Consider the following 19,829-nt stretch of genomic DNA (forward strand, 5'->3'; position numbering starts at 1 on the left):
TGATCGCTGCTCTTCCTCCGAACGCGGCAACAGAAGCGGAGAAAATGATGCCCACAGGTCGGTACTGTCCCCGCATCGGTGCTGGCGAAGTGGAATCCGCTTCTTAACGGCCGCGTTCTCCGGAAGGCGCTCAGAGGCCGTCGGAAGCGAGGCCGGCCGGAGCGCGCTGCTTTTTCGGTTAGTTCTCCTTGTGTGTATTCGCGGCTTCCACGAATGCCTTGAAGAGGGGGTGCGGCTTGCCGGGGCGGCTCTTGAACTCGGGGTGGGCCTGGCTGGCCACGTAGAAGGGATGGTCGGGAGCCTCCACCATTTCCACGAGACGATCGTCGGGGGAAAGTCCCGAGATGACGAGCCCCGCCTCGGTAAGCCGGTCGCGATAGGCGTTGTTCACCTCGTAGCGGTGGCGGTGGCGCTCGTAGATGATCGGCTCGCCATAGGCTGCCTCGGCGCGGGTGCCGCTTACCACCTTGCAGGGGTAGGCCCCCAGGCGCATGGTGCCGCCCTTGTCCTCCACATCTTCCTGCTCGGGCATGAGATCGACGACAAAAGGCGTGCCCTCGGGCGCGCTGTCGGCGAACTCGGCCGAGGTGGCGCCCTCAAGGCCGCATACGTTGCGGGCGAACTCGCAGACGGCCGCTTGCAGGCCCAGGCAGATACCGAGGAAGGGCACGCCGCGTTCGCGGGCATAGCGGGCGGCGGCGATCTTGCCCTCGAAGGCCCGCTGTCCGAAGCCGCCCGGCACGAGGACGCCGTCCATGGCCCCGAGCACTCCCTCGGCGTTCGCGTCGGTAAGTTCTTCGCCGTCAACGAGATGCACGTTCACCTTGCGGCCGCAGGCGATGCCCGCATGCTCCAAGGCCTCGTGAACTGATAGGTAGGCGTCGGGCAGGCTCACGTACTTGCCCACCACGGCGATGTCCAGCTCGCCTGCGCAGGCGTCCTTCGCCTTCAGGAAGGCGCGCCACGGCGCCAGCTTGATCTTGCGGGGCGCCAGGCCCATCTTCGCCAGGGTCGAGATGTCGAAGCCCTGCTCGTAGAGGCTCAGGGGCACCTCGTAGATGGAGGGGGCATCGGGGCAGGCGAGCACGTCGTCGGCATCCACGTCGCAGAACAGGGCGATCTTCTCGCGCACGCCGTCTTCGATGGCGTGATCGCTGCGGCACACGATGAAGTCGGGCTGCACGCCCAAAGACCGCAGCTCCTTCACCGAGTGCTGGGTGGGCTTGGTCTTCACCTCGTGGGCCGCCGCGATGTAGGGCACGAGCGTCACGTGGACGAACAGCACGTTGCCCGGCCCCATCTCCTTTTTGAACTGGCGGGCCGCCTCGATGAAGGGCAGCCCCTCGATGTCGCCGATGGTGCCGCCGATCTCGGATATGACGATGTCGGCCCCGGACTGCTCGGCCGCGCGGCGGATGCGTTCCTTGATGGCCTCGGTCACGTGCGGGATGACCTGCACGGTGCCTCCGAGGAAGTCGCCGCGGCGCTCGCGGGCGATGAGCGTCTGGTAGATGGAGCCTTGGGTGAAGTTGCTCTCGCGCGACAGGTTCTCGTCGATGAATCGCTCGTAGTGGCCCAGGTCCAAATCTCCCTCGTGGCCGTCCTCGGTGACGAAGACCTCGCCGTGCTGAAACGGGCTCATGGTGCCCGGGTCCACGTTCAGGTACGGGTCCATCTTCTGCATGGTCACCTTATAGCCGCGCGCCTTCAACAGTTGGCCGAGGGACGCGGCGGTGATGCCCTTGCCGAGCGACGAGACAACGCCGCCGGTAACGAAGATGTGCTTGGCCATAAACCGCTCCTTCCGCCGCAGGTTCGCGCCCGGGCATAAAAAATGCGCCTTGGAGCGGCGCGTTCGCGCAACTCCCCAACGCCTGGCCAGCTTACAGCGCCAATGTTTCCGATATGAAACGCGCCGGCACTGTAACGCATCCGAAACATGGGCGAGGGCGTGTGACGCCCCGACAACGAGACGTTCATCGGGCGATGACGGATGGCGCGCGCTCAGTTCTTTGCGGGAGGGTCATCTTTAGACTGGGCGTCAACCCGATTTCAAGAGAAAGGACGTGCTTATGTCTACGCTGCTCGTTTTGGGCTACCCCACCGAGGAGAAGGCCAAGGAGGCCTACCAGGAGGTGCTGAATCTCGGCAACGACTTCATCGTGAACCTTCAGTCGGTGGCCGTGGTTGCCCGCCGCGACAACGACAAGTTCGACGTGGTCACCCCGGGCCAGCCCATTGGCAACTCCACCGTATGGGGCCTGTTCTGGGGCATGCTCTTCGGCCTCATCTTCCTCATCCCCTTCTGGGGCGCCGCCATCGGCGCCGGCCTGGGCGCGCTCACGGGCTTCTTCGTGAAGCGCGGTGTGGACGAGGACTTCCAGGACCGCGTGCGCAACCTTCTGACCCAGAAGGACGAGGCGGCTGTGTTCATGGTAGTCAGCTCCATGACCGAGGACAAGTTCGCCGAGGCCATGCGCCCCTTCGGCGGCGACATCCTGCAGACCTCCCTGTCCATCAAGGACGAGGAAGAGCTCAAGTGCGAGCTGGGCAAGTGCTAACCTGCTGAGCGCCTCGCTTGGCGGACGCGGGCCCGGCGGCCCCAGCGTCCCTCGCTTCACCATCTCTGGGCGTCGGCTTCGGTCGGCGCCTTTTCTTGTGGCAGCGGCTCTGTGCAAAAGCCGCGAACGCGATGATTTAACGGAGGCGAAACAGGCCCCTGCGCTATACTGGATCGGTCATCGACGCTGGCGGTTGCCGGTGCCCGCTCGTGGCCCCCGCCGCCTTGGCCCCATTCATGCGAAGGAGTGTCGCCCTATGCGCGAAGGATTCGACAACGACAAGTACATCGAGCTGCAGGCGGAGCGCATTCGCGAGCGCATCGACCAGTTCGGCGGCAAGCTCTACCTCGAATTCGGCGGCAAGCTCTTCGACGACTACCACGCCTCCCGCGTGCTGCCCGGCTTCAAGCCCGATACGAAGATCTCCATGCTCCAGTCCATGAAGGACGAGGCGGAGATCGTCATCGCCATCAACGCCAACGACATCGAGCGATCGAAGGTGCGGGGCGACTTGGGCATCACCTATGACGAGGACGTGCTGCGCCTCATGGACATCTTCCGCTCCATGGGATTTGCGGTGGGCTCGGTCGTCATCACCCGCTACGCGAACCAACCCAACGCCGACCTGTTCCGCAAGCGGCTGACGGCCATGGGCATCACGAGCTACCTGCATTATCCCATCGCCGGCTACCCCAACGATATCGACCATATCGTGTCCGACGAGGGCTTCGGCAAGAACGACTACATCGAGACCGAGCGGCCACTTGTGGTGGTGACGGCCCCGGGCCCCGGCTCGGGCAAGATGGCCACCTGCCTCTCGCAGCTCTACCACGAGCACAAGCGCGGGGTCACGGCCGGCTACGCCAAGTACGAGACCTTCCCCATTTGGAATCTGCCGCTCACCCACCCGGTGAACATCGCCTACGAGGCGGCCACGGCCGACCTGGACGACGACAACATCATCGACCCCTTCCATTTGGAAGCCTACGGCGAGACCACGGTGAACTACAACCGCGACGTGGAGATCTTCCCCGTGCTGAGGGCCACTATGGAGCGCATCGCGGGGGCGTGCCCCTACCAGTCGCCCACGGACATGGGCGTGAACATGGCCGGCGTGGCCATTTCCGACGACGAGGCCTGCCGCGATGCGGGCAACAACGAGATCGTGCGCCGCTACTTCCAGACGGCTGAGGAGATCAAGCGCACCGGCACCGGCGAGGAGGCCCTGAAGAAGATCGAGCTTCTCATGAACCAGGCCGGCATCAACCAGAACCTGTCGCCGGCCCGTTCGGCGGCGCTGCTGAAGGAGGAGACCACGGGAGGTCCGGCCGGCGCCATGGTGCTGCCCGACGGGCGGGTGGTCACGGGCAAGACCGGCAATCTTCTGGGTGCCGCCTCGGCGCTGCTCATGAACGCGCTCAAGGGCGTATCGGGGGTGGACGATGAGCTCTACGTCATCTCCGACGAGGTTCTGGAGCCCATCTGCCATCTGAAGACGGCCCATCTGCGCAGCCACAACCCGCGTCTGCACTCCGACGAGACCCTGCTCGCGCTGTCTATCTCCTCGGTGAGCAATCCTCTGGCCGCCGAGCTCATCGACAACGTGGACAAGCTGCGCGGCTGCGACGCCTACTTCTCGGTCATCATCTCGGCGGCTGATGAGAAGCTCTACCGCACCTTGGGCATCAACGTGTGCTGCGAGCCGAAGTACGAGCAGCACCGCTACTACCACAAGTAGCCGGCGCCCGTTCCGCTGATCATGGAGCAGCTCTTCTCGGACGGGGCCCTGACCGTGCCCTTCGGCGCCGACTTCTTCTCGGTGGCCGTGGGCGTGATCACCGGCGCCATGTTCGCCTGCGACCGCAAACTGGATATCGTCGGCACCATCGTGCTCGGGCTCATGACCGCCTACGGCGGCGGCATCATCCGCGATCTTTTGCTGCAAGACGACGGGGTGTACTTCATGGAGCACCCGAGCGTTATCCTCATCTGCATCGGCCTGGCCGTGTTCGTGTTCTACTTCCGCGGGCTGTTCCGCCATTCGGGCCAGCTGCTGTTCTTTGCCGATGCCCTGTCGGTGGCCCTGTTCGCCTTGGCCGGGGCCAACAAGGCCTTCGCCTGCGGGGAGGGCTTCGTCATGGTGGTCATCTTGGGCGCGCTCACCAGCGTGGGCGGCGGCGCCCTGCGCGACATATCGGTGGGGGAGACGCCGGGGGTGTTCCAGCGATCGAATTTCTATGCAGTAGCCGGCTTCGGCGGGGCGCTTGTGTTCGCGGCCATGGCCTTCGCCGGCGCGCCGCTCGTGCTGGCGGCGGTGGCCTGCGTGTTCGCCGTGGTGTTTCTGCGCTACCTGTCGGTGTACTTCGATTGGAAGACCGCCGATGAGGCCGACCTCACGCCAAAGGTGTCCCGCGGGGCCCATGCCGCCAAGGATTTCTGCGCCGAGATGTTTCGCCGCGCCACCCTGCACCGCAAGCGCGACTCGGTGGCACGGGTGCCCCTCTTCCGCAAGCGAAAGGACTAGATCGTGAAACCGCGCATTCTCATCGTGTACACCGGCGGCACCATCGGCATGACCGAGGATTTGGCCACCGGGGCACTGGTGCCCTTCAGCTTCGACCATCTTATGCGGAATGTCCCGAAGATCGGGCGGCTCGGCTACGCGCTCGACCACGTGGAGATCGACCCGCCCATCGACTCGTCGAACATGAACCCGGCCCATTGGGCCCAGGTGGCGAAGATGATCGCCGATGCCTACGACGACTTCGACGGCTTCGTGGTGCTCCACGGCACCGACACCATGGCCTACACGGCCTCGGCTTTGTCCTTCATGCTGCGCGGCCTGGCCAAGCCGGTCATTCTCACGGGCAGCCAGCTGCCCATCGGCGAGATTCGCGAGGACGGCACCGAGAACCTCATCACGGCCCTGCAGATCGCCGCGGCCCGCACCGGGGACGGAGCGCCCATGGTGCAGGAAGTGGCCATCTCCTTCGGGCGTCATCTGTGGCGCGGCAACCGGGCCATGAAGGTGAGCTCCACGAACTTCGGCGCCTTCGCCTCCTACAACTACCCGCCCCTGGCCGATATGGACCTGCATATCGTGTACCGCGAGCGGCTGCTGGCCCGGCCGGCGGCGGGCACGGCCCTGGCACCTCTCTACGCCATGGACGATGCCGTGGCCGTGGCCTTCCTGTACCCGGGCATCACCGAGGCGGCCCTGCGGCCCCAGCTTCTGGCTCCCGGCGCCAAGGCCGTGGTGCTGCGCACCTTCGGCGCCGGCAACGCCCCCACCGAGACCTGGTTCACTGATCTGGTGGCCGAGGCCGTGGGTGCGGGCAAGGTGGTAGTGAACGTGACCCAGTGCCCCGCGGGCGGTGTGGAGGAGAAGCGCTACGCCACCGGCGACGCCCTGGCGAAGGCCGGCGTCGTGTCGGGCTGCGACATGACCTGCGAGGCGGCCCTCACCAAGCTCATGCACCTGTTCGGCCAGGGGCTTTCGGCCACCGAGGTGGCCGCGGCCATGACGCGTCCCCTCGCCGGCGAATTGACCGTGGGGGAGTAGCCCTTACATCTTGTCGCGGGGATGGGCGTGGGCGTATTCCTCGTGGAGGTGGGTGCGGTCCAGGTGGGTGTACACCTGCAAGGTGGACATGTCGGCGTGGCCCAATATCTCCTGGAGCACGCGCAGGTCGGCTCCTCCCTTCAGCATGTGGGTGGCGAAGGAGTGGCGCAGGGTGTGGGGGTGAAGATCGTAGCGGTTGATGGCCCGGCCCGCCTTGCGCACCAGGTTGAACACGCTCTGGCGCCCGAGGCGACCGCCCCGCTGGTTGAGGAACACGGCGGCCTGGGCATCGGTTCCGTTGCCCAGGGACGCGCCCCGGGCAAGGGTCGGGCGCCCCTCGGCCAGGTAGGTGCGCAGGGCCCGCTCGGCTGCGCCGGCGATGGGCACGATGCGCTCCTTGGACCCTTTGCCGAACACCCGGAGGAAGCCGTCGTCCAGGTACAGGTTGTCCAGGTTGAGCCCGCAGATCTCGCTGGCTCGCAGCCCGCAGCCGTAGAGCACTTCCAGAATGGCGCGGTCGCGCAGGCCGCTCGGTCGCTCGTCGATATAGGCGTCCAACATGCGCCCCACCTCCTCGATGGACAGCACGTCGGGCAGCCGCTCGGCCGCTCGAGGGGCGTCCACGGCCTCGGCTGGATTGCCCGCGGCCAGCCCCTCCCGCACGAGGAACTTGTGGTAGCCGCGCACCGCCGAGATGCGCCGTCGCACCGTCGTGGCAGCCAGGCCTTCCTCGGCCAGACTTCCCTCGTAGGCGACGATGACCTCTCGGGTGACCCTGTCGGGGGAGTCTACGTCGCGGCTATCGAGGAAGGCGAGGTAGCCCTCTAAGTCGTGCCGGTAGGCCTCGGCCGTGCGCGGAGAGGCACCGCGCTCGATGCGCAGGTGAGACATATATTCGTCCAGGGCGTTCTCGAATTCGAACACGGCTCTCTCCTTAAGGCGGCTCCCGCTGCGCCGCGCCTTTCGTTTCGCGGACTCCTCCATTGTACCGATAGCGGCTCTTTTTGACGATCTGCACAGTTGCATCGGCAAAAAGGGGCAAAGGCAGCGGAGCGTGCTCTCCTTTTCGGACGGCGAGCGCCCCCTTTTTGCGATCCGCCCGGGCGCACCGTCAGAATGCGCCCGAAAAGTCCCTCAGAAGGGCTGCTTTTCGGGAAACCTCGCCACTTTTTGCCGATGGACCCGTTCGTATCGTTTAAAGGGGGCATCTTCGGACGACCGCGCGATGGCCCCGGCGGCCTCGCACGACGGCGTCCGAGCAGCTTCGGACGATCGCGCGCGATGGCCTCTGGGGCACCTCGGGGGCGGCATGTCTCAGGGGGTTCGGCTTTCCGCTCGATAGCTGCTCGGAGCTGCAACGCGATTCCTGCCCGACAACCGTTGGCGGCGCGGTTTGCACGTCCTCTCCAAATCTCGCTCACAGCACCGCCGCAAGCGGTTTGCCCCTCGGTTACCCACTGTCCTTGCACCGATTGGGCATATCTAGTGGTGCATTGTTCGTTTCCCATAATACGAATACAAGATATTGATTTCTTTCAGAACGTCCTGCAATCCCTCTCTATATCTTGCGGGTAACAAGTGGGGCAAAATAGCGGCAAAAGTGGAGCAAAATGTTGCGATGTGGGGCATAGTGGGGTAATATGCAGTCCATGGAAAACGACCGAGCGGGATTTCGTAACGCACCACACACGAATTCAAATCCCACTCAAAACGCAGCACGGGAAAGGACGTGGGTGCCCCAAGCCGCCGACATGGAAGCCGCCGTCGAGCTGCCTCGCGCCGAGGTAGACTTGAATGGCGAGTTTCATCTCAAGGTCGACGGCAAGGGGCGCGTCACCCTTCCCGCGAAGTTCCGCAAGGTTCTTTCCAAAGATCTCGTGGTTACCCTGGAGCCTACCGACGAATGCGTCTACGCGTTCGAGGCGCCGGACTTCAACCAGTGGGTGGAGCGGCTCATGGACGGCGCGTTCCCCGAGCGTCGGGAGAACGATCGCGTGCAGGAGCGCACTCACCGCAAGTTGAAGAGCCGGGCCGACAGCGTCGAGGTGGATTCGGCGGGGCGCATCATGCTCTCGGCCGATACGCGCGCAAAGTGCGGCATCGCCAAGGACATCGTGCTCGTGGGCAACGGCAAGCGCTTCGAGATCTGGGATGCCGAGCGCTACGAGGCCATGATGGACGATGTCGATCTGGGCCTGCTGTTCACCTAGGTGAGAGCGTAAGGCGAGAGAACCATGACAAGGGAATATCGGCACATACCTGTTCTTCTGACCGAGTGCATCGACTACCTGGATCTGGACCATCATCCGATCTTCGTCGATGCGACGCTCGGCTTTGCGGGGCACTCCTTCGAGGCCGCTCGCAAGCTGGGGCGCGACGGACTGCTCATCGGTATCGACCAGGACGAGGTGGCCCTCGCAAGCGCCACCGAGAAACTGGAATCGATCCCGGCGGCGGATCGTCCCGAGCTGGCTTTACTGCGCGGCAACTTCGGAGACCTCGACGAGCTTCTGTGCTCCTGCGAGATTCCGGGCATCGACGCCATCCTGTTCGATCTCGGTGTCTCCTCAGTGCAGATCGACACGCAATCACGCGGCTTCTCCTTCAAGGAGAACGGCCCGCTCGACATGCGGATGGATCCGGGCAAACAAACCCTTACCGCAGCAGAGATCGTCAACACCTACAACGCAGCAGATCTCGCTCGGATCATTCGCGCCTACTCGGACGAGAAATGGGCGAGCCGCATCGCGGACTTCATCGTGAAGGCCCGCGAGGAGGCTCCCATCGAAGAGAGTGGGCAGCTGGTCGACCTCATCAAGGCCGCCATCCCGGCCTCGGCCCGGCGCGCCGGCGGACATCCCGCCAAGCGCACGTTCCAGGCCCTCCGGATCGAAGTCAACTCGGAGCTGACCGTCCTGCGTCGCGGTTTGGACGCGGCGGTCCGCTGGCTTAATCCGGGCGGCATGATCGTGGTGATCAGCTACCACTCCCTGGAGGACCGCATCGTGAAGGACACGTTCGCGCATTTCGCGCAGCGCTGCACCTGCCCGCCGGAGCTGCCGGTGTGCGCCTGTGGCAAAAAGCCGATACTCGACCTCGTCACCCGAAAGCCCCAGTTGCCCCAAGCTGGGGAGATTGAGCGGAATCCGCGGGCTCGCAGCGCGAAGCTGCGTGTGGCGCGGAAGCGCTAAGGGCCTTGCCACCTGGGAAGACCCGCTGAAACGAATGGATTGACCGACAAGCCCGAGGACACAGTCATCGGGCTTGTATAGCCTAGAGGCCCAAGGACGGAAAGGAGGAGCCCCATGAGCGCCGCAATCTCGTCCCGCTCTGCGGGGCGCCCCTCCTCCCGTTCTGCCCGCGGGGCCGCTTCCGTGGCCTCCCGCTACCAGGGCGCCCGCTATGTGGCCACCTCGGTGGCCGAGGCCCTGCCCGTCTACGAGGAAGGGCCCTCCATATCGGTGGTGCCCGGCGCCGGCCGGCGCGCCTCGGTGGAGGAGGGCCTGTCGGCGGCGGTCCTCTCCCTTGCGAAGATCTGCGCTGTGGCGTGCATCGTCATCGCCGTCATCGCCGTGGGCCGCGTGGCCATCACCTCTGCTACGGCCGCCTGCGCCCTGGAGACCAAGGTCATCGAGCACGATATCGAGACCGCCCGCACCGAGGGCAGCGATTTGGAAGTGGCTCAGAGCGTGCTCTCCAAGCCCTCGCGCATCAAGGCCCAGGCCGCCTCCCTCGGTATGGCCGCCCCCACGGCCGAGTACTCCGACCAGATCACCCTGCCCGACGATGTCGTCTCCGTAGACGCCGAGGGCAATCTGTCCCTGTCCGACTCCGTCGCCGCCGCGGCGGCCGCCCGCTAGGCGCCTTTCATGGCCCGCGCTCCCCGCGATCATCGCGACGCTCCGTCGCGCGCCGGCCTCGGCGCCTCTGATCCGTTGCGCCAGGGCGCTGCGGCAATCGGTGCGGCGCTGCCCCCCATCACAAGCCGGGCCCAGGTGCTCCTCGTGGCCTTCGCCGCCCTCGTGGCCATTTTCTTCTTCCGGCTCGTGTTTCTCCAGGTGATCGTTGCCGACCAGTACGCGGCCCAGGCCGAGGAATCGCGCACCGTGAGCTTCGACACCACGCCGCGCCGCGGCACCATCTACGACCGCAACGGCATTGTGCTGGCCACCTCAGTGGACGCCACCACTATCTACGCGAACCCCGTGGAGGTGACCGATGCGGCGGCCGAGGCCCAGGCCCTGGCCGGCATCCTCGGGGGAGAGGCGGCCGATTACCAGGAGCTGCTCTCCACGCCGAGCACCACCTTCGTCTACATCAAGCGCCAGGCCGACGTGGAGGCGGCCGACAAGGTGAAGGAGCTCAAGCTCGACGGCATCTACTTCATCGCCGACACGCGGCGCGAGTACCCCCACGGCTCGGTGGGGGCCCAGGTCATTGGCTTCTGCAACGCCGACGGCGAGGGCATCACGGGCCTGGAGCTCCAGTACAACGACATTCTCTGCGGCACGCCGGGCCGCTACGTCGGCGAGCGCGGCGAGCAGGGCTTCCCCATCCCCGGCGGAGTGAAGGAGGAGGTGGCCGCCATCGACGGCACCGATATCATGATCTCCCTGGACATCAAGCTTCAGGACACCGTGGAGCAGGCGCTGGCGGACGGCGTGGAGGAAGTGGAGACCGACGAGGGCTCGGCCCTGGTGATGGACGCGGCCACCGGCGAGGTGTACGCGGCCTGCTCTCTGCCCTACATGGATCCCAACAATATGGCCGAATCGGAGGTGGGCAGCGAGCACGTGAAGGCCATCACCCAGCCCTACGAGCCCGGATCCACCTTCAAATCGGTGTCGGCCATGGCCATTCTGGAATCGAAGGCCATGGGACCTGAGACCACCATGTTCTGCCCGAGCACCATCTCGGCCAACGACTACGACGTGTCCGACTCCCATGAGCGCGAGGGGGCCACCTACTCCCTGCGCGAGATTCTGAACCACTCCTCCAACGTGGGCATCTCCCTGGCCATGGAGAACGCGGGCTTCCCGTACCTGAACGACGCCATCAAACGCTACCACCTCACCGAGGCCACGGGCATCGACTACCCCGGCGAGGGAGGCGGCAGCGTGCTCGACTTCAACCAGTGGGGCAAGATCGTCGGCTATAACATCAGCTTCGGCCAGGGCATTTCCGTGACCCCGTTGCAGATGGTGCGCTTCTACGGCTGTGTGGCCAACGACGGTGTCATGGTCACGCCCCACTTCCTCATCTCCAAGCCCCAGAGCGGTGAAGTGGCCGAATGGCCCGAGGAGACGGTGACCGAGGATGCCGAGGCCCTGCGCGATCTGCGCTCCATGTTGCGCTCGGTGGTCACCGACGGCACCGGCGTCAAGGCCGACATCCCCGGCTACGAGGTGTGCGGCAAGACCTCAACGGCCGAGATCGCCTCGGAGGAGGGCGGCTACAAGAAGGATGTGTACAACCTCGGCTTCTGCGGCTTCATCGACAACTCCTCCAGCAAATTAGTTTGTTTTGTAGGAGCCAACGAGGTTTACGGGATGCGCCAGACCACCAAAATCTTTAACGATATAATGACCAATGCCGTGAAGCAGTACAACATCACCACGGACGAAGCGAAGTAAGTCCCACGACGCCAGAGGAATACCACGCCATGACCAAGACCTGCGCAGAGCTTTTCCAAGGAATGGAATGCACCATTATCGGCGACGGTAGCGAGGAGGTGGCGGGGCTCGCCTTCCGCAGCGACGCCGTCTGTTCCGGCGACATGTTCTTCTGCATCGTCGGCAATGTGGTGGACGGGCACTCCTTCGCCCAGGACGCTATCGATAGGGGCGCCACGTCGCTCGTGGCCGAACGCAAGGTGTACCTGGCCGATGCCACTGACGTGACCGAGGTGGTGGTGGCCGACTCCCGCAAGGCCATGGCCGGCGCGGCGGCAGCCTTCTACGACCATCCCTCGGAGGGCTTCTCCCTCGTGGGCATTACGGGCACCAATGGCAAGACCACCACGACCTACCTCGTGGAGCACATCGCCGAGGTGGCGGGCAACCGCTGCGGCGTGATCGGCACCGTGGGCAACAAGATTGCCGGGATCGTGGAGAAGTCCGACCATACGACGCCGGAATCTCCCGATCTGCAGAAGCTGTTCGCGCGGATGCGCGATGCCGGCTGCACCGTGGTGACTATGGAAGTGAGCTCGCACGCCCTTGATCTCAAGCGCACCTGGGGCACCGACTTCGCCGTCACTGCCTTCACCAACCTCACCCAGGACCATCTGGACTACCACCATACCTTCGACGACTACTTCGAGGCCAAGGCCCTGCTGTTCTCGGCGGCCTACCCGGCCCGCCGGGTCATCAACATCGACGGAGCCTGGGGCCGCGAGCTCCTGCGCCGCTGCACCGAGGCCGGCGACGAGGTCATCACCACCGGCTTCGATACGACTGCTCAGATCCACCCGTTGGAGGTGGCCTTCGAGGCCACGCGCACCGTGGCCACTCTGGAAGTGCGCGGTGCCCGCGTCGAGGTGATCTACCCGCTCGTGGGCCGCTTCAATCTGGAGAACGTCATGACCGCCTTCGGATGCGCCCTGTCCCTCGGCATCCCTACCGATGTCATCGTGCGGGCCCTGGCCACCATGCCGCCGGTGCCCGGGCGCCTGGAGCAGGTGCCGGCCCCGGCCGCAGCTCCGGTGACCGTGTACGTGGACTATGCCCACACGCCGGACGCCCTGGCCAAGGCCATCGCCTCCATCCAGGCCCTCAGCGCGGGCCGCACCATCGTGGTCTTCGGTTGCGGCGGCAACCGCGATGCAACCAAGCGCCCCATCATGGGCCAGGCCGCCCTGGCCGCCGATCTGGCCGTGGTGACGAGCGACAACCCCCGCCACGAGGATCCGCGGGCCATCATCGACGACATTCTGGCGGGCATGGAGGGCGCCGAGGGCTTCATCGTGGAGCCCGACCGCCGCGCCGCCATCGCCGCCGCCATCGCCGCCGCCGAGCCGGGGGACGCCATCCTGCTCGCCGGCAAGGGACACGAGGACTACCAGCTGGTGGGGGACGAGGTGCTCGCCTTCGATGATCGCCAGGTGGCCGCCGAGGAGCTCATCCGCGCCTTCGGCGAGACGGAGAACGATTAAGGGGAGGGATGCCGCGTGCGCCTCAACGCAAAGCAAATCGCAGCATGCACCGGCGGCCAGTTTCTCGTAGATGCCATTGATCCCAGTGCTCTCATGACGGGCATTACCTGGGATTCCCGCGAAGTGCAGCCGGGCTGGCTGTACGTGGCCCTGCCCGGCGAGCGCGTGGATGGCCACGACTTCGTGGAAGCGGCCCTGCGCGCCGGAGCCGCCGGCGCCCTGGTCATGCAGAGTCCCGGGCGCCCCGCCTGTCTGCTGGCCCGGGAAATGGGGGCCGCCGTTATCGAGGTGGCCAACACCGCGAGCGCCATCACCGATCTGGCCCGGGAATGGCGCGGCCATTTGCGCGGCCGCATCATCGGACTGACAGGCTCGGTGGGCAAGACCACTACGAAGAACCTCGTGCGCGACGTGTGCGCCGCTTTCGGATCCACCGTGGCCACCCGCGGCAACCAGAACAACGAACTGGGCGTGCCCCGCACCCTGCTGGCCGCCGATCCGGAGACCGCCGTGGTCGTGGTGGAGATGGGCATGCGCGGCATGGGCCAGATCGCCGAGCTCTGCGATTTCGTGCGCCCCGATTGGGGCCTGGTCACTAATGTGGGGGAGAGCCATATCGAGCTGCTCGGGAGCCGGGAGAACATCGCCCGGGCCAAGGCCGAGCTGTTCGCGGCCCTGCCCGCCGGCACGGGCCGCGCCTTCCTCAACCTGGACAGCCCCGCCCTCGGCATTCTCATGGACGCGGGGCGTCTGGGGGAGCGGCCCGTGGCCCTCTCCGGCTTCGACGGCCACCCCGACGGGGCCGCCGTCGAGCTCTACGAGCGGGAGGCCGTGGCCTGCGACGAGGTGGTCTGGGCCGAGGATGTGGCCCTGGACGCCGAGGGGCGCCCTTGTTTTACCCTGTGCGCTCGCGACCGCGCCGACGAGGGCGATCTGTCGCTGCTCGCCCCCGTGGAGCGCTGCCGCTGCGCCCTGGCCCTGACCGGGGCCCACAACGTGGATAACGCCGTGGCCGCTGCTGCCGTGGGCTTCGCCCTCGGCCTGGATCTGGAGACCATCGCGTCGGCTCTGGGCGCTTCCGTGCCCGAGCCGGGGCGCCAGGAGGTCATCGCCGCCCGGGGCGGCTTCACCATCGTGAACGACGCCTACAACGCGAGCCCCGATTCCATGCGGGCCTCTCTGGCCACCTTCGCTGCCACCGACGTAGCGGGTCGGCGCATCGCCGTCCTCGGCGACATGGGCGAGCTCGGCAGCTTCGCCGAGCCGTGCCACGCCGGCGTCGGCGCGGCGGCAGCCGAGGCGGGCCTCCATAAGCTCATCTGCGTGGGCGAGCTCGCGGCGTCCATCGCCGAGGGCGCCGCCGCGGCCGGCATGGACGCCGCCCGCATCAGCCGGGCCGCCACGGTGGCCGATGTGCTGGAGGAACTTGATACCCTGCTCGAGCCCGGCGATGCCGTGCTCGTGAAAGCGTCCCACTTCATGGGGCTCAACCGTGTCGTCGAAGGATTGGTCCGCTAATGTTCTCGCTCTTCTCCGCCTACCCCACGTTCATGGTCTTCCTCGCGGTGGTGCTCGCCATGGTGCTCACCATGGTGCTCATGCCCGCCTGGATCCGCTTCCTGAAATCGAGCCACATCGGCCAGCAGGTGCGGGCCGACGGCCCGCAGAGCCACCTCGTGAAGCAGGGCACCCCCACCATGGGCGGTGTCATTATGCTGGTGGCGGTCATCGCCTTCACGTTGCTCGCCTCCGTGGGCGCCCCCACTGTGGAGCTGTGGCTGCTGCTGGGAGCCACGCTGGCCACGGGCATCCTCGGCTTCATCGACGACGCCTCCAAGGTGGCCCATGAGCGTTCGCTGGGCCTCACGCCCAAGGCGAAGCTCGTCGGTCAGTTTCTCATCGCCGGCATCTTCGTGCTCTGCGCCGTGAACCTGCTCGACGTGGCCCCCACGGTGGAGATCCCCTTCATCTGCACCATCGACCTGGGCGTGCTCACGACGGTGATCCCGCTCGGCGGCGAGACCGATTCCGCCGGCATCTCCATTCCCTGGCTCTATCTGGCCTACTGCCTTATCCTGCTCGTGGGCCTGTGCAACGCCGTGAACCTCACCGACGGCCTGGACGGCTTGGCCGCGGGCACGGTCATGGTGGTCATGCTCGTCATGGCCGCCATCGCCTTCCGCACCGGCCAGCTGGAGCCGGCCCTGTTCGCCGGGGCGCTGGCCGGCGCTTGCATCGGCTTTCTGTGGTTCAACTCCTTCCCGGCCGACATCTTCATGGGCGACACCGGCTCTCTGGCCCTCGGCATGGCCCTGGGGTGTCTGGCCGTGCTCACCAAGGTGGAGTTCATCGTCATCATCATCGGCGGCCTGTTCGTGGCCGAGGCCCTCTCGGTCATGATCCAGGTGTTCTACTACAAGAAGACCAAGAAGCGCATCTTCCTCATGGCGCCTTTGCACCATCACTTCGAGAAGAAGGGCTGGTCCGAGACGAAGGTGGTCGTGCGCTTCTGGATCGTGTCGGGCATGCTGGCCGCCTGCGGCTTCGTGCTCCAGTTCGCCTCGTCTCTGGCGGTGGCCTAGCATGGGTGCCGTGGAGTACCTGGCCGACCGCAAACGTGCCCGGGCCCGGCTCGGCCGCGTGCTCGTGCTGGGCCTCGGCGTGAGCGGCAAGGCCGCGGCGGAGTACTGTCTGGGCCTGCTGGGGGATCGCGTGGACGCCCTGGCAGTGGCCGCCGGCGCCCCGAACGACGATTCGCTCGCCTGGGCCGAGGCGGCTCGGGCCGCCGGCGCGGTGGTGCTCTTCGACCACGAAGATATCGAGGGCGCCTACGACCTGTGCATTGCAAGCCCCGGCATCTCTCAGTTCTCGCCCTTCTACGCCAGCGCCGAGGCCGCCAGCGCCGAGGTGATCAGCGAGGTGGAGTTCGCCTGGCGCGAGAGTGCCGCCGCCTCCCGTTGGGTGGCCGTGACCGGCACCAACGGCAAGACCACCACCACGGCCCTCGCGACCCATCTGCTGCGGGTCGCCGGCCTAGATGCCGTGGCCGTGGGCAACATCGGCGATCCGTGCATCAAGGCCGTGGCCGCCGCCCGCGCCGAGGTCTACGTGGCCGAGGTGTCCAGCTATCAGCTGGCCTCCACCCGCGACTTCGCTCCCGATGTGGCCGTGGTACTCAACATCACCCCCGACCATCTGGCCTGGCACCGCAGCCACGAGCATTACGCCCAGGCCAAGTGGAAGGTGCTCGCGAACATGGGCATGGTGCCCGGGGCCACGGCGGTGCTCGTGGCCTGCGACGAGGCCGTTCGCGCGCGGATCCGCGAGGTGCGCGCGGCGGGGGGCTTCCCCTTCGCCTATGTGCCCGTAGGAGCCGCCGCCGGCGTGGGCGGCGACATGCGCGCGGCCTGCGGCGCGGCCAACGCCGCCTTCTGCGGGGCGGGCGGCAGGCTCACCGTGGCCCTGGACGGCACGGTGTTCGAACTCGTGTCCGTGGACGATTTACAGATCACCGGCGAGCACAACCAGGCCAACGCCCTGGCCGCCGCTTCGGCGGCCCTGGCCCTGGGCGCGCCGGAGGCGGCCGTGGCCGAGGGGCTGCTCTCCTTCGCCCCCATGGCCCACCGTATCGAGCCTGCCGGCACCGTGGCCGGCGTGGCCTGCTACAACGACTCCAAGGCCACCAATGTGGATGCCACTCTTGTGGCTCTGAGGGCCTTTCTGCCCGCGCGCCCCATCGTGCTGCTGGGCGGCCGCGACAAGGGCACTGACCTGGCGCCCCTCGTAGCCGCCTGCGAAGAGCATGCCAAGGCCGTCGTCTGCTTCGGCGAGGCTCGGGAGCGTTTCGCCGCCGCCTTCGCCGATGCCGCCCTGCCAGTATTCGGTGCCCCGGCCCTGGAGGCGGCCCTCGACGCGGCTCTGGCCGCGGCCGAGCCGGGGGACGTGGTGGTGCTCTCGCCCGCCTGCGCCTCTTTCGATGAGTTCTCCTGCTTCGAGGAGCGCGGCGACGTATTCAAGGCCCTCGTGGCCGCCCGCGCCGCGGCGGAGGAGGGCTAGGCGTGGCCCGTCCCTCTCGGCAGACCGCAGCATCCTCGGGCCCCTCCAGTCAGGGGCCTCGTGTTCTCCTGCTCTTGTGCGCTTTGGCCCTCGTGCTCGTAGGGCTCGTCATGGTGTTCTCCGCCTCCATGGTGAAGGCCCTGGAAGCAGGCAAGCCCGCCAGCGACTTCTTCACCGACCAGCTCCTCTTCGTCATCGTGGGTTCCGTCGTGGCCGCAGTGCTGTGGCGCGTGAACTACCGCACCTGGGTGGGGCCGGCGCTGTGGGTCATCTGGGCCGTGGCCGTGGTCCTCATCCTGGCCACGGCCGTCATGGGCACCGACAACTACGGCGCCAAGCGCTGGCTCTACATCGGCAGCGTCGGCGTGCAGCCCTCAGAGTTCTGCAAGATCGCCTTCTTGCTCGTGGCCGTGCGGCTGCTTTTGGACTACCGCAGCGGTATGGTGGAATTCCGCGCCTCCATGGTGCGGGTGCTCATCTTCCTCATCGTGCCCATCGCCATCATGTACCGCACCCAGTCCGACCTGGGCACCACGGTCATCTGCGCTGTGGGTATCATCGCCGTCATGTGGATGGGGGGCGTCCCGCGCAAGGTCATCGCCGCCGTGCTCGCCGTGTGCGTGGTCGGCGGTCTCATCGCCATCTTCGGCACCGGCTACCGCGCCGGGCGCCTCGTGTTCCTGGACCCGTGGAACGACGGGAAGGGGGGCTACGGTACCGGCTACAACATCATCCGCTCCTATTACGCCCTTTCGGAGGGCGGCCTGTTCGGCGTGGGCCTCGGCAATTCCCACGAGAAGTTCCAGTACCTGTTCGCCTCGGAGAGCGACTTCATCTTCGCGGTCATCGGCGAGGAGCTGGGTCTGGTGGGGGCCATGGCCGTGGTGCTGCTGTTCTTCGGGGTCCTGTTCGCCGGGCTCTCCATTGCCGAGCGCTCCGACGACGAGATTGGCACCATGGTGGCCGGCGGCTGCACGGTGATGCTCGTCTTCCAGGCGTTTTTGAACATCGCCTGTGTCATCGGCGTCTTTCCCACGACGGGCAAGCCGCTGCCCTTCATCTCGGCCGGCGGCTCCTCTATGCTGGCGTCATTCATCCTGCTCGGGCTCATCTTGTCGGTGTCCCGTCCCGAGCGCGGCCCCTCGGTCTACGAGCAGCGCCGGGCCGATCTGCGTCTTGTGAGGCAGGAGCGTCCCGAAGAGGGTCGCTCGCGGCCCTCTCGCGGCGCCGGCCGCCCTGATCGCCCGGGTCGCACCGGGCGCTCCGATCGCCCGAGCGGATCTCGCAGTTCCGATCGCAGCCGCCGTCCGGCACCGAGCGGGACGGCCCCCTCGCCCCGTTCCCGATCCTCCAGGAGGTAAGCCATGTTGGCAGTCGTCTCCGGCGGCGGTACCGCCGGCCATATCAATCCCGCCCTCGCCCTGGCCGAGGAGCTGGCGTCTCGGGGCTGGGACGTCCGCTTCGCCGGCACCCCCGGCGGGGTGGAGGCCCGGCTCGTGCCGGCCGCCGGTATCCCGTTCACCTCCTTCGAGGCCTCCGGCTTCGACCGGGCGCACCTGGCCTCGCTGCCCAAGGGCGTGGCGAAGATCGCTGCTTCCACGGCCAAGGCCCGCCGGTGGTTCCGCGAGATCGAGCCCGACGTGGTGGTGGGCTTCGGCGGCTATGTGTCCATCCCCGTGGCCCGGGCCGCCGAGAAGGCGGGCATCCCGGTGGTGCTCCACGAGCAGAACTCGGTCATGGGCATGGCCAACAAGTACTTGGCGAAGAAAGCGGCGGCCCTCTGTCTCACCTACGAGTGCCCCGGCTGCGACCTGCCGGCTTCCACGCCGGTGCATCTCACGGGCAATCCCGTGCGCCGCTCGGTCATCGAGGCGGACCGCGCTGCCGGCCGCGCCCTGTTCGACCTGGCCGAGGACGATTTCATGCTCCTGGTCTTCGGCGGCTCTCTGGGAGCCCGCCACATCAACGAGGCCGTCTGCGCCCTGAAGGACGAGCTGCTCGCCCGGCCGCATCTCCACATCGTGCACATCACTGGTCCCAAGGAGCTCGCCTCGGTCACCGAGGCGCTGGCCCTCACTCCCGAGCAGGAGCGTCGCTGGCGCCTCATGGGCTATCAGGACCGCATGGGGCAGACCCTGGCCGCCGCCGACGCCATCGTCTCCCGCGCCGGGGCCACCTCCCTCGCCGAGATCTCGGCGCGGGGCATCCCGGCCCTGCTCGTGCCCTATCCCCACGCCACGGCGGACCACCAGACCACCAACGCCCGGGCCTACGTGGAGGCCGGCTGTGCCTTCATGGTGCCCGACGGCGAGCTGGACGGCAGCCTGTTCGCCGAGCGCCTGGCCTCCCTCATCGACGACCCCGCCGTGCGCGAGGCTCAGCACCGCGCGGCCTGCGGGAGGAAAACGGGCCAGGCGGCGGCGATGTTGGCAGATGTCGTGGAAGCCGAGGCCAAGGGCGGCCGCCGTGCTGTACAATAGCAAAGTTTGAACAAGAG

Annotated in this window: 16 protein-coding genes; 14 read left to right on the forward strand and 2 right to left on the reverse strand. The window is 66.7% G+C overall.

The annotated features are described in order from the left end of the window. Positions 1–178 precede the first annotated feature (178 nt). Positions 179–1,792, reverse strand: a complete 1,614-nt coding sequence (gene pyrG / locus AAK988_RS10055; protein ID WP_369880694.1) for a CTP synthase — start codon at positions 1,790–1,792, stop codon at positions 179–181. A 280-nt stretch (positions 1,793–2,072) separates the two neighbouring features. Between pyrG and AAK988_RS10060 the strand changes: the two genes are divergently transcribed. The 4 genes from AAK988_RS10060 to AAK988_RS10075 all read left to right on the forward strand — a co-directional run bounded on the left by AAK988_RS10060 (position 2,073) and on the right by AAK988_RS10075 (position 6,123). Then, positions 2,073–2,561: a DUF1269 domain-containing protein gene (locus tag AAK988_RS10060; protein ID WP_016309174.1), complete on the forward strand. Its 489-nt coding sequence runs from the start codon at positions 2,073–2,075 to the stop codon at positions 2,559–2,561. A gap of 256 nt (positions 2,562–2,817) precedes the next feature. Further along, the gene (locus AAK988_RS10065; RefSeq protein WP_135970652.1) at positions 2,818–4,299 is read left to right on the forward strand and encodes a DUF1846 domain-containing protein; all 1,482 of its coding nucleotides are present in this window, start codon (positions 2,818–2,820) and stop codon (positions 4,297–4,299) included. A 21-nt stretch (positions 4,300–4,320) separates the two neighbouring features. Then, positions 4,321–5,085, forward strand: coding sequence for a trimeric intracellular cation channel family protein (locus tag AAK988_RS10070; RefSeq protein ID WP_369880695.1), 765 nt, complete (start codon positions 4,321–4,323; stop codon positions 5,083–5,085). A gap of 3 nt (positions 5,086–5,088) precedes the next feature. Beyond that, positions 5,089–6,123, forward strand: a complete 1,035-nt coding sequence (locus tag AAK988_RS10075; protein WP_321194129.1) for an asparaginase — start codon at positions 5,089–5,091, stop codon at positions 6,121–6,123. Between the two features lie 3 nt (positions 6,124–6,126). Here the strand turns inward: AAK988_RS10075 and AAK988_RS10080 are convergent, their stop codons facing one another. Continuing rightward, a complete protein-coding gene (locus AAK988_RS10080) occupies positions 6,127–7,047 on the reverse strand; it encodes a site-specific tyrosine recombinase (protein WP_369873689.1) in 921 nt (306 codons plus the stop codon). A gap of 809 nt (positions 7,048–7,856) precedes the next feature. Here AAK988_RS10080 and AAK988_RS10085 point away from each other — a divergent pair. The 10 genes from AAK988_RS10085 to murG all read left to right on the forward strand — a co-directional run bounded on the left by AAK988_RS10085 (position 7,857) and on the right by murG (position 19,812). Continuing rightward, positions 7,857–8,333: a division/cell wall cluster transcriptional repressor MraZ gene (locus AAK988_RS10085; RefSeq protein ID WP_242369755.1), complete on the forward strand. Its 477-nt coding sequence runs from the start codon at positions 7,857–7,859 to the stop codon at positions 8,331–8,333. A 24-nt stretch (positions 8,334–8,357) separates the two neighbouring features. Beyond that, positions 8,358–9,314 (forward strand): 16S rRNA (cytosine(1402)-N(4))-methyltransferase RsmH, encoded by a 957-nt coding sequence (rsmH, locus tag AAK988_RS10090; protein WP_369873688.1) that lies wholly within the window; start codon positions 8,358–8,360, stop codon positions 9,312–9,314. Positions 9,315–9,428: 114 nt separating this feature from the next. Continuing rightward, positions 9,429–9,983, forward strand: coding sequence for a cell division protein FtsL (locus tag AAK988_RS10095; protein WP_369873687.1), 555 nt, complete (start codon positions 9,429–9,431; stop codon positions 9,981–9,983). 9 nt (positions 9,984–9,992) lie between these two features. After that, complete coding sequence (locus AAK988_RS10100; RefSeq protein WP_369873686.1) at positions 9,993–11,756, forward strand: peptidoglycan D,D-transpeptidase FtsI family protein; 1,764 nt, start codon at positions 9,993–9,995, stop codon at positions 11,754–11,756. Positions 11,757–11,785: 29 nt separating this feature from the next. Continuing rightward, complete coding sequence (locus AAK988_RS10105; RefSeq protein WP_369880696.1) at positions 11,786–13,276, forward strand: UDP-N-acetylmuramoyl-L-alanyl-D-glutamate--2,6-diaminopimelate ligase; 1,491 nt, start codon at positions 11,786–11,788, stop codon at positions 13,274–13,276. Positions 13,277–13,291: 15 nt separating this feature from the next. Continuing rightward, on the forward strand, positions 13,292–14,794 hold the full coding sequence (locus tag AAK988_RS10110) for a UDP-N-acetylmuramoyl-tripeptide--D-alanyl-D-alanine ligase (RefSeq protein ID WP_160323947.1): 1,503 nt from the start codon (positions 13,292–13,294) through the stop codon (positions 14,792–14,794). Next, positions 14,794–15,858 (forward strand): phospho-N-acetylmuramoyl-pentapeptide-transferase, encoded by a 1,065-nt coding sequence (mraY, locus tag AAK988_RS10115; protein ID WP_135971622.1) that lies wholly within the window; start codon positions 14,794–14,796, stop codon positions 15,856–15,858. Before AAK988_RS10110 ends, mraY begins: the two co-directional genes overlap by 1 nt. A 1-nt stretch (position 15,859) precedes the next feature. After that, complete coding sequence (gene murD / locus AAK988_RS10120; protein WP_369873683.1) at positions 15,860–17,332, forward strand: UDP-N-acetylmuramoyl-L-alanine--D-glutamate ligase; 1,473 nt, start codon at positions 15,860–15,862, stop codon at positions 17,330–17,332. Between the two features lie 2 nt (positions 17,333–17,334). Further along, entirely contained in the window at positions 17,335–18,693 is a 1,359-nt protein-coding gene (locus AAK988_RS10125; protein ID WP_369873682.1) for an FtsW/RodA/SpoVE family cell cycle protein, read from the forward strand. 3 nt (positions 18,694–18,696) lie between these two features. Beyond that, entirely contained in the window at positions 18,697–19,812 is a 1,116-nt protein-coding gene (murG, locus tag AAK988_RS10130; protein ID WP_369880697.1) for an undecaprenyldiphospho-muramoylpentapeptide beta-N-acetylglucosaminyltransferase, read from the forward strand. Positions 19,813–19,829 lie beyond the last annotated feature (17 nt).

Origin of the sequence: Adlercreutzia muris (genome assembly GCF_041223505.1) — a bacterium.
Lineage (GTDB): Bacteria > Actinomycetota > Coriobacteriia > Coriobacteriales > Eggerthellaceae > Adlercreutzia > Adlercreutzia muris.